The sequence below is a fragment of the Verrucomicrobiota bacterium genome (genome assembly GCA_016871495.1).
Lineage (GTDB): Bacteria > Verrucomicrobiota > Verrucomicrobiia > Limisphaerales > VHDF01 > VHDF01.
Genome location: VHDF01000024.1, coordinates 1 through 10,530, shown reverse-complemented (window position 1 = coordinate 10,530; position 10,530 = coordinate 1). Strand labels below are relative to the sequence as shown.

The following is a 10,530-nucleotide window of genomic DNA, read 5'->3' as shown; positions in this document are numbered from 1 at the left end:
CCGGATTTCCCTCCAATTTCAACGACGCACGAACTCCTCGTGCAAGCGCGCGTAAGCCCCCCCGGCCGCCACCAACTCTTCATGACGTCCGCGCTCGACAACGGAGCCTCCGGACAAGACCAGGATTTGATCGGCGTGACGCACGGTCGAAAGGCGGTGCGCGATGACGAACGTCGTCCGGCCCGCGAACAACGTTTGCAACGCGTGTTGAATCACCCGCTCGGACTGCGGATCAACCGCGCTCGTCGCCTCATCCAGAATCAGAATCCTCGGCCTTGCCACCATGGCCCGCGTCAAACAAATCAACTGCCGCTCGCCCGCGCTCAAATTGGCCCCGCGCTCCCCCACCTTGGTCTCATAGCCGTCCTTCAATCCGCGAAACACGGCATCCGTCCCCAGGGCGGCGGCCTCCCGCACAACCTCCTCGTCGGATGCGTTCGGTCGCCCAAACTTCAGATTCTCCATCACGGTCCCCGTAAAAAGAAAATTGTCCTGCGTGACAATGCCCAATTGGCGGTGCAAGGACTGGGCCTGGGTCTCGCGGAGGTCCATCCCATCCACCCGAATCACCCCGAGCTGAGGTTCATAGAATCTCGCGAGCAGGCTGACGATCGTGGTTTTGCCGGAACCCGTCTCGCCCACCAACGCGATCGTCTGCCCCGCCTCCACGTCCAGACTCACGCCTTTCAAGATCCAGGTTCCTTCCGGAGTGGAATCGTAGCGAAAGTCCACCGAGTCGAATTCCACCCTCCCTTGCAACTCCGGAAGCGGACGGGCCCCTTCTCGGTCGCGCACCTGCGGCTGCGTGTCCAGCAACTGAAAGACGCGCTCCGCGCACGCCGCCGTCGAGAGCAGGGAGTTGTACAAATCCCCCATGGTGTGGATGGGCCCGAAAAACATGCCGAGATAAAGCACGAAAGCCGCCAGTTCGCCCACCGTCACTTCACGCTCCATGGCCAGCTTCCCGCCATAGCCCAGCACCACCGCCGTCGCCAAACCGGAAATCAAATACACAAACGGCATGTAAGTGTGAAACACGCGCGCCGCTACCAGGACCCGGTCTCCATACTCGTCGTGCAGCGTCCGAAAACTCGAAAGGTTCAGGTCCTCCCGCCCAAACGCCTGCACCACCCGGACCCCGCTGATGTTCTCCGCCACGGTCGAGGTCAGCCTCGAGGCCAGTTCACGCATTCTCCGATACGCCTCCATCCCGCGCCGGTGAAACTCCCGCGTCGCCAGCGCCAGCAACGGAATCACGAAACTCACCGCCAGGAACAACCGCGGATCGTAATCCAGCAACAGCACCACCACTCCCGCGAGGGTGATCACACTGGACAACAACTGATTCGCCCCCCAGGTCAGCACCCGGTCCAGGGCATCGATATCGGTATCCGCGCGGCTCAGGATTCGGCCTTGATGGGTTCGGTCGAAATAATTCAACGACAGGGTTTGAATGTGCTCAAACACCGCCATCCGCAAGTCGTTCATGGCGCCCTGCCCCACCGCGATGGCCGTCTTCACCTGGCCGGCGGACAACACCCAACCCGCCAACAAAAATGCGAAATAGACCGCGCTCACCGCGAGAATCCCGCGCGCCGCCGCCTCACTCGAACCGAACGAAGCCAGGTGCCGGTCAATCCCAATTTGAATGAGGCGGGGACCGGCCAGTTGTGCCGCTGTCGCCAGCAAAGTCAGCACAAGGTTCAGGATAAACAGCCGCCGGTACGGTCGCACATAGCGGTACAAACGGGCAAAGGTGGCCCGGCTCATCGGACGCTGCGCGAACTCCTCCTCAAGCGCGAGGGCCTGCTGATCGTGACTAGCCATGGGATGAAGGGGAGCTCTCCGCATCCACCCGGGATTGATGTTTCACCAGGTCCCGATAAAACGCGCACCGTTCCACCAAATCCTCGTGGCCGCCCTGATCGACAAGCTTGCCGCGGTCTAACACCAGAATGTGACGCGCCGCTTTCAAGGCGGACAGCCGGTGCGCAATCATCAGGCAGGTGCGGTCCTTCCGCCATGCTGCCAGCGCGGTCTGGATCGCGTGCTCGGTCGCGGGATCCACGCTCGCCGTCGCATCATCCAGAATCAAGATGCGCGGATTCATCAACAAGGCCCGCGCCAACGCGATGCGCTGCTTCTGCCCGCCACTCAAATTAACCCCGCGCTCCCCGATCATCGTTTCATAACCATGCTCGAGCCCCCGGATGAATTCATCCGCCTGCGCGGCGCGGGCGGCCGCCTCGATCTCCTCGCGACTTGCCTCGGGACGGCCCAGGGCAATGTTCTCCCAAACGCGAGCGCTGAACAGAAACGTTTCCTGAAACACCACGCCGATCTGCCGGCGCAACGCCTGCAAAGGCCAGTCCCGGGCATCCACCCCGCCCAGGATCACCCGGCCGTCACCGGGATCGCGAAAGCGCGGAATCAATTGCGCCAGGGTCGATTTCCCCGCCCCCGTGGGGCCCACCAGCGCCACCGTCATGCCCGACGGCACTGCAAAGCTGACATTGTCCAAAGCCGGGGCGGAGCCAGGATAACCAAACGTCACGTTTTCGAATCGAATGCTCCCGTCCACGTCAGCAGGTTCGCGCCCGCTCCCCTTCAACAAGTGGGGCTCGTCCAGGATTTCCAGGATCCGTTCCGCGCTCGCGCTGGCGTTCTGCACGATGCTGGTGAACTGGCCGATCGCACCCATGCGATGGCCGAGAGCCATCAGATAAAGCACCACCGCCGCCAGCTCGCCCAACGCCAGCTCCCCTCGAATGACCTGGCGGCCCCCGAGCGCCAGCGCCAGCGGCACGCTCAATCCAAAAATGAACTGCGCCATCGGCACGCGAATCGCCCACGCGTTCACGGTGTCCAACAAGGTCTTGAGAAATCGATCGCGATGGATCTGAAATTTTCCGACCTCCCGAGGTTCACCCGCGAAAGCCCTCACCACCCGCACGCCCGCGACGTTCTCCTGCACCACCGTGGTCATGGCCGAGTGGAGATCATGGACTTCGCGCCACTTGGGTTGCAATCGCGCCGCAAACACGGCCATCAGCCCCACGGTCGGCGCCAGGGTTCCCAACGCAACCCATCCGAGCGTCAGGCTGGCCTGAAAGATCAAAACCGTGATCACCACCAGCGCCACCAGAATGTCCACGCTCAAAAACAGAGTGGCGAAAAGGAAATCCTGCAGTCGCGACACATCCGTGGTCGATCGCGACACCAGCTCCCCCGTGTTCGAACGGTCATGAAAAGCGAAGCTTTGCCGTTGGACCGCGTCGAAAATGGCCGCTCGAATGTCCCCCAGCGTCCGCTGCACCAGCCGGTTCCGAACGGGGCCCAGCAACCACCCGTTCCCGGACCGGACCAGGACTAAAGACCCAAACAGCCAGACAAACACCATCGGATCGAAGGCCGCCCCCCATTCCATATGCCAGCCCAACTGCGTGATGGCGTCACCCAGGATTTGCGGCGACACCATCTCAATGGCGATGTTGACCAGCAGCAGGCCGATGGACAACGCCACCGCGCCCGGGTAAGCCCGCAGAAACGACAGGATGGCCAGCAGACTGCGCGCTCCCTTGGGGGAAGCGTTAGGCTTCGCGGTCACCGTCATGCGGAGATCCGACTCACCGCAGCCGCTCGGGATTCAACGCCCTGAGATCTTTCGGCACAAACAAGCCGTCCTTCCGTATCAATTCCCCGTCGAACCAGACTTCTCCCCCACCCCACTCCGGACGTTGAATCAGCACCATGTCCCAATGCACCGCCGACCGGTTGCCGTTGTCGCACACCTCGTAGGCCTGTCCCGGCGTGAAGTGAAGCGAACCCGCGATCTTCTCATCGAACAAAATATCGCACATGGGCGTGAGAATGTGCGGATTGAACCCCAGCGAGAATTCACCGATGTAGCGCGCCCCCGCGTCGGTGTCCAAAATCTCGTTCAACTTTTTCGTGTCGCTCGACGACGCCTCCACGATCTTCCCCTTCTTGAAAACCAGCCGCACTTTCTCGAAGCGCGATCCCGAATAGATCGTGGGGGTGTTGAAGGTAATCGTCCCCTCCACCGAATCCTTCACCGGACACGAAAAGACCTCGCCGTCAGGTATGTTCCGCAATCCGACGCAGGACTGCGCCCCGATCCCCAGAATGCTGAATCGAAGGTCCGTGCCCGGCCCCTTCAACTCCACGCGATCCGCGCGCGCCATGCGCTCGGACAACGGCTCGGACGCCCTCGCCATCTTGCGGTAATTCAGGGTGCAGACGCGGAAGTAGAAATCCTCGAAGGTCTCCGTGCTCATGCCCGCGGCCTGCGCCATGCTGGGCGTCGGCCAGCGCAACACACACCAGCGGGTCTTGTTGATCCGGTAGTCCATGACCGGACGCAGGGTCCTGGAGTAGAGCGACATCTTGTCCGCGGGCACATCAGCGGACTCGCTGGCGTTGGCCGAACCGCGCACCGCGAGGTAAGCTTGCATGCGCTTCATGCGCCCCATTTCCAAGTCCCGCAGCAACGCGGCCTGCGGCGGTTCCATGCCCAGGAGCAACTCGCGCGTGACACGCGGACGCCGGATTTCGACCAGCGGTATCGCGCCGAGGGCCCGGACGGACCGCACCAACTCCACCGCGAATTCGTCGGGCACATCGGAAAGATCCAGCAAAATGCGGTCTTCGGGTGTGAGTTCGACGGAGTAACGCGTGAGCAAGTCGGCCAGCACACGATAACGCGGATCGGTCATGGCGGCAGATTGTCCGTGCGCCGCCTCAGGTTGTCACTTCAGAAATGGACGGGCTGCCGGCAGGAAGGGAGAAATTTGTTGGACGACCGGGAAGCGCGCCGTCAGACTTTTACTTATGGGCATGCGGCGAGAAGCGCGCGAGCGCGCTGTCCAATTTCTATTCCAATTCGATGTGAACCCGACTGAGGACGTCGGCGCCGCGCTCACCCAGTTCTGGGAATCGCAGAGCGCTTCCGCCATCGCCGAGGAAAAGGCCTCGGCCCGATGGGGCGAAAAACCCTCCGCACCCCCTCCCAGCGCCGAAGAAACTTCCGTCCGCCTTTTCGCCGAACCCTTGATTCGCGGCGTGCTCCTGCACCGCCAGGACCTCGATGAAGCGATCAAAAGACTGGCCAAAAACTGGGACCTCAACCGCATGGCCGTGGTGGACCGCAATATCCTCCGCCTCGCCATGTTCGAAATGATGCATCGGGAGGATATCCCTCCCATCGTCAGCATCAATGAAGCGGTGGACATCGCCAAGAGATTTTCCACCCAGGAAAGCGGACGCTTCGTCAACGGCATCCTCGATAAATTCAAGAGCGAGGTCTTGCGTCCCGCCCGAGACGGCAAGTGAGCGCGCCCACTTCCGCCGGCCCTCACGCCACGCCGGCCTCCGCCATGTTCGCCGACCTCCACCTGCACACCTGCTTTTCGGACGGCACCTTCACCCCGGAGGAACTGGTCCGCACCGCCGCGGAACGCGGACTCTCCGCCATCGCCCTTTCCGACCACGACACCATGGCCGGATGTCCACGTGCCCGTGCCGCTTCCATCGAACACGGACTCGACTTCATTCCCGCATGCGAATTGACCGTGGATCATGAAGGACGGGAGCTGCATGTGCTGGGTTACGGACTCGATCCCGAGCAACCGGCCCTGGCCGCATTCCTGGCGTGTTGCCGCGAGGCGAGGCACGACCGCATCCGTGAAATGGCCCGCCGGCTCCTGGAGCGCGGGGTCGATATTCCTGCGGACTCGGTCGAGGCTCTGGCACATCTCGAATCGCCCGGCCGGCCCCATATCGGACAAGCCCTGGTCGATTCAGGCCATTGCACCAGCTTGGACGAAGCCTTTGAACGCTTCCTGAAAAAGGGACGCCCCGGCTGGGCTCCGAAGTGGCGGATTGCTTCCGCCGAGGCCATGACCCTGATTCATCGCGCGGGAGGGCTGGCCGTGCTCGCGCATCCAGGGCTCTATCGCCTCGACGACGCGATTCCATCCCTGTGCGAAGCCGGGCTCGACGGCCTCGAATGCTACCATTCCAAACATTCCCCCAGCGCCGCGATTTACTATCGCGAACTGGCGGATCGCCACCAACTGCTGGTCACGGGAGGCTCCGACTGCCACGGCTTCACCAAAGGCGCTCCTCTGATCGGAGGCGTGAAATTGGAATGGAACTTGTTCGACATTTTCCGCCAACGCCTCCTGCCGTCCGCCGCCACGCCCGCCATCACACCGCATCCAAACTGAACTTTGCCCATGGGTTTTTTCGACAAGATCAAAGCGGGTCTGCAAAAGACCCACAATAAGCTCGTCCACGAAATCAAGCGGATCATCACCCGCTCTCCACGGCTGACCGGCACTTCCGTCGAAGAACTCGAAGCCGCACTGCTCGGGGCGGACCTCGGTCTGGCGATGACCCAGCAAATCATCCAAGCCGTCCGGAAAGCCTACGAAACCCAGGGAAAGGACGGCGTGGACGTGTTTGGACTCGCTTGCCGCGAGGTCGAAACCTCCCTATCCGCAGGTGCTTCGCCCCTCAAACACGATCCGAAATCGCTCACCGTCGTTTCCATCGTCGGCGTCAATGGCACCGGAAAAACCACCACCTCGGCCAAACTGGCCCGCTTGGCGAACTCCCGCGGCGACGCCACGATGCTGGCGGCCTGCGACACCTTCCGCGCCGCCGCCATCGAGCAGCTCAAACTCTGGGGAACCCGCCTCAATGTTCCCGTGGTGGCCGGAGAGTATGGTTCGGACGCCGCCTCCGTCGCGCATGATGCCGTCTCCGCCGCACTCGCGAAACAGGCACGCTATCTTTTCGTCGACACCGCCGGACGCCTTCACACCAAACACAACCTGATGCTCGAGCTGCAAAAGGTGCATCGTGTCATGGGCAAAAAACTGGCCGGCGCTCCCCATGAAGTGCTGCTCGTGCTGGACGCCACGACCGGCATGAACGCCATCAACCAGGCTCGCGAATTCCATAAGGCCGTCCAACTGACAGGATTGGTCATCACCAAACTCGATGGCACCAGCAAGGGTGGCGTGGTGGTCGCCATCCAGCGTGAACTGGGGCTTCCCGTCAAATTCATCGGCGTCGGCGAGCAAGCCGATGACTTGCAGCCATTCGAACCCAAAGCGTTCGCGGAAGCCTTGTTCACCGAGAAAAGCTGAAACAACCCCGTCATCCCCCGCGCCCGTGGCCGCCTCCAACGACGAATACTGGATGCGCGAAGCCTTGAGTCTCGCCCGCCAAGGCCTGGGCCGCACCTCGCCCAATCCCGCCGTGGGCGCCGTGCTCGTCCGCCAAGGACGCTGCCTGGGACGCGGCTGGCATCGCCGCGCGGGCACAGCCCACGCCGAGATCGCCGCCCTGCAAAACGCTCAGGATCGAGGCCACTCCGTCTCCGGAGCCGACCTCTACGTCACACTCGAGCCCTGCTCCACGCACGGACGCACCCCGCCCTGCGTCGAGGCGATCCTCCACTCGGGCGTGCGGAGAGTCATCGTGGGCGCCATCGATCCCAACCCCTCCCATCGCGGCGCCGGGCTTCGATTCCTGGCCCGGAAAGGAATCGAGGTTCAAACCGGAATTCTCACGCTCCCCTGCCTCGAACTCAATGAGGCATTCAACCACCACATCGCGCGCCGCCGACCGTGGGTCGTAGTCAAGGCCGCCATGACGCTCGATGGAAAAATCGCCACTCGGGAAGGAGACTCGAAGTGGATCACCTCCGCCGCAGCCCGCGCGGACGGCATGCGTTTACGATGGGCCTCCGACGCTCTCGTGGCCGGCGTCGAAACGGTAAGACGAGATGACCCCGAACTTTCCCTGCGCGGAAAAGGTCCGGACTGGAAGCGGCGAACATGGCGCCGGTTCATTTTGGATACCCATGCCCGCATCCCTCTCGAGGCGCGGATTCTTGTGCCCGGAACTCCCGGTTCCACCACCATCGTCGTGGGCGAGACCGCGGATCCCCGGCGAATCGCGCGGCTCGAAAAACGAGCGCAAGTGTGGGTGCTGCCGGAAAAGGAGGGCCGCGTGGATGTGGATCGATTCCTCCAGCGCGCCGGCGCGCAGCAAATCATGCAAATCCTGGTGGAAGGCGGAGGGGAAGTCCAAGCCGCCTTCCTGCTGCCGGGGCTGGCCCACCGCGTGGCTTTTTACTATGCCACCGCCATTCTCGGTGGAAACCTCTCTCGCCGGGCCGTCGCGGGCGACGGGGCGACCCGGCGTTCGGAAGCCGTCGCACTCCACCGGGTGCAATGGCGGCGCCTCGGACCCGATTGGCGCATGACCGCCCTGACCCGGGCCGGTTTTCGCGCCCATCAAGCGGCTTGCCAAAGGCAATCGAATTGACGCTCTCGTATGTTCACCGGACTCATCCAAGCGACCGGCATTATCCACCAAGTCCAGGGATCGGCCTCGGGCGCCTCACTCGAAATCCACAGCCCGGCCTCATTCGCCAAAACTCGCGTCGGCGATAGCATCGCCGTCAATGGCTGCTGCCTTACCGCCGTCTCCGTCCAACGGGTTCGAAAGGCGGTCCGGATTCGCTTCGATCTGCTTCAGGAAACGTGGCGGCTGACCAACTTTCAACACTTGGCACCCGGTCAGCGGGTGAATCTTGAGCCGGCCTTATTGGCCGGCGATCGCTTGGGCGGACATTGGGTCAACGGCCATATCGACGGGCCTGGCGTCATCACTCGATGGGAACCGCACGGAAAAGACTACCGCCTGGAAATCGCAGTTCCCAAGCATCACATGCCCTTCCTGGTTCCCAAAGGGTGTGTCGCAGTGGATGGCATCAGCCTGACCGTCGCGGATGTCCAACGCGGTTCCTTCGGAGTCTGGATCATCCCGCACACGCGTACGGTGACCCAACTTTCGGACCGTCGAGTGGGCGACGTGGTTAACCTGGAATTCGACGCCACCGCCAAACTCGTGTCCACCATGGTGGAGCGATATCTCGCCGCTCATTCACGTTCACGCCCAATGCCTCGCCGTCGGAAGCATTGAGCCGAATCGACGGCCGGCAGAGCGCGAATCCATACAAAACCTCATCCACCATAGCGCCGGGTCGGGGGACCCGGCCTCTACCCCGGATATTTCATACTGAGCTTGAATCCGCGACAGTACGCCGCGTGCGGGCACACGGCCTACAATCGCGACTGCCTCCGTGTTTGTAGGCCCGGTGTCCTCACCGGGCGTCCCGTGCATGAAATATGCGGACTACGCGTTGGGAATTCTCATGGACCCCGCGCGGCGCAGATGGATGACGCTTTGTGTCGAGGGCGCATCTCAGTGGATTGCGCGAAGTTTCTAACGAGAAAGTGCAGGAGGTCTGAACACCCCATATAAAGTCACAAACCCCTAATTCCAACGACTTACATCCGACACCCGGCTTTTCCGAGGTTTAGTACCCCCCCAAAAGCCCCAAATGTGCAAAGGTTTGGTACGATTCTGGCACGTTGGAATGACGCTCGGGTAGGTCGAGGACCCTGAGGACTGATCCATCATGTTTTCCTCGCGGGAACGTGATCCAACTGACGTACGCTTCTTCCGTCCGCAGCGAGTAATGCTTCAGCCGGATGACCTCCCGGACTTGGTCGAGCAGTTTGGATTTGAGATTCGGGATGAACGAGACCCCTGTGCGCAGTTCAGCCTTTGCCGGTTCCATAGTTGACCTCCTTGTGCGCCCAAGTATTTGATCGACAACAACAAACGCAAGTTCATTCTATCACCGTGCCGTCTTTAAAGGCGCTATTTCGGCAGCCCACTCACTGTTCGGTGTAGAGCACGCACCGTGAGATATGCAGCCCAAGATCACATACAACGACGCCTGGGAAATGATTCCTCTGGAGTGTGTAGATGACGTTATCGAGTTCTTTAACCGCGAACTCCAACCGACCCATCCACTCCGCTCATTCAAGTTGTTCCCCGTCGCGAAATGTTGGCGACGGTACAAGTACTTGGTCGAGGAAGAGGAACCGAGCGACTTGCTATGGGTTTTGGACCTAGAGCGCAAGAAGCGGATCCGGGGCAAGACCTGTTATTGCTTCAAACGGCTGGAGACACAGGAGGCGCTTGATGCCATGCTGCGAGCCGATCACGAGGCATGGGTTCAATACATGAAGGACGAAGGAGCGTGGCACGGAAAGTAAAGAAATGACGGAGCCGAACCAGCCAGATGCAGTGAACCCGGCGATGACGCTCCGGTTTGCAGTCGACGATCACAGGCGCCGGGTCACTGATCTGGAGCGTTAGGTGACATCATGCAAAAGTGGCTGATCATCTGTGCTCTCCTGGGGATCGGTGTCATCGTTGCGATCGGCATTCCCAGCAGCTCGCAAATCTATCGATTTCGTAGCTCCAACGAGATAAGGACAATTGGTGCCAGCGGTCGAATCAAACGGACCCGTCCCCGGGTGTGAGGATTTAGGGTTTTGGAGGTTTGGATTTCAAGATTTGGTTGAGTAAAACTCGGACGCATCGCGAAGGATAGGGCTCTGCGGGAGCGCAACGCGA

General features: G+C 61.4%; 10 protein-coding genes. 6 read left to right on the top strand and 4 right to left on the bottom strand.

Annotation, left to right across the window (positions count from 1 at the left end; translation table 11 throughout):
- Positions 1-18: 18 nt before the first annotated feature.
- From FJ404_07485 to FJ404_07475, 3 genes are read right to left on the bottom strand one after another with little or no spacing between them, the layout of a single operon-like run.
- Positions 19-1,851 (bottom strand): ABC transporter ATP-binding protein, encoded by a 1,833-nt coding sequence (locus FJ404_07485; GenBank protein ID MBM3822709.1) that lies wholly within the window; start codon positions 1,849-1,851, stop codon positions 19-21.
- On the bottom strand, positions 1,820-3,613 hold the full coding sequence (locus FJ404_07480) for an ABC transporter ATP-binding protein (protein MBM3822708.1): 1,794 nt from the start codon (positions 3,611-3,613) through the stop codon (positions 1,820-1,822). Before FJ404_07480 ends, FJ404_07485 begins: the two co-directional genes overlap by 32 nt.
- Positions 3,614-3,626: 13 nt before the next feature.
- A complete protein-coding gene (locus tag FJ404_07475; GenBank protein MBM3822707.1) occupies positions 3,627-4,736 on the bottom strand; it encodes an aminopeptidase in 1,110 nt (369 codons plus the stop codon).
- Positions 4,737-4,851: 115 nt separating this feature from the next.
- Here FJ404_07475 and nusB point away from each other — a divergent pair, with 115 nt between their 5' ends.
- From nusB to FJ404_07450, 5 genes are read left to right on the top strand one after another with little or no spacing between them, the layout of a single operon-like run.
- The gene (gene nusB, locus FJ404_07470) at positions 4,852-5,352 is read left to right on the top strand and encodes a transcription antitermination factor NusB (protein MBM3822706.1); all 501 of its coding nucleotides are present in this window, start codon (positions 4,852-4,854) and stop codon (positions 5,350-5,352) included.
- A gap of 44 nt (positions 5,353-5,396) precedes the next feature.
- On the top strand, positions 5,397-6,248 hold the full coding sequence (locus FJ404_07465; protein ID MBM3822705.1) for a PHP domain-containing protein: 852 nt from the start codon (positions 5,397-5,399) through the stop codon (positions 6,246-6,248).
- A gap of 9 nt (positions 6,249-6,257) precedes the next feature.
- The gene (gene ftsY, locus FJ404_07460; protein ID MBM3822704.1) at positions 6,258-7,175 is read left to right on the top strand and encodes a signal recognition particle-docking protein FtsY; all 918 of its coding nucleotides are present in this window, start codon (positions 6,258-6,260) and stop codon (positions 7,173-7,175) included.
- On the top strand, positions 7,114-8,361 hold the full coding sequence (gene ribD / locus FJ404_07455; GenBank protein ID MBM3822703.1) for a bifunctional diaminohydroxyphosphoribosylaminopyrimidine deaminase/5-amino-6-(5-phosphoribosylamino)uracil reductase RibD: 1,248 nt from the start codon (positions 7,114-7,116) through the stop codon (positions 8,359-8,361). The genes ftsY and ribD overlap by 62 nt, the downstream gene beginning before the upstream one ends.
- 9 nt (positions 8,362-8,370) lie before the next feature.
- Positions 8,371-9,021, top strand: a complete 651-nt coding sequence (locus FJ404_07450) for a riboflavin synthase (GenBank protein MBM3822702.1) — start codon at positions 8,371-8,373, stop codon at positions 9,019-9,021.
- 397 nt (positions 9,022-9,418) lie between these two features.
- Here FJ404_07450 and FJ404_07445 read toward each other — a convergent pair whose 3' ends face one another.
- The gene (locus FJ404_07445; GenBank protein MBM3822701.1) at positions 9,419-9,682 is read right to left on the bottom strand and encodes a hypothetical protein; all 264 of its coding nucleotides are present in this window, start codon (positions 9,680-9,682) and stop codon (positions 9,419-9,421) included.
- 133 nt (positions 9,683-9,815) lie between these two features.
- Here FJ404_07445 and FJ404_07440 point away from each other — a divergent pair, with 133 nt between their 5' ends.
- On the top strand, positions 9,816-10,166 hold the full coding sequence (locus tag FJ404_07440) for a hypothetical protein (protein ID MBM3822700.1): 351 nt from the start codon (positions 9,816-9,818) through the stop codon (positions 10,164-10,166).
- Positions 10,167-10,530: the final 364 nt, after the last annotated feature.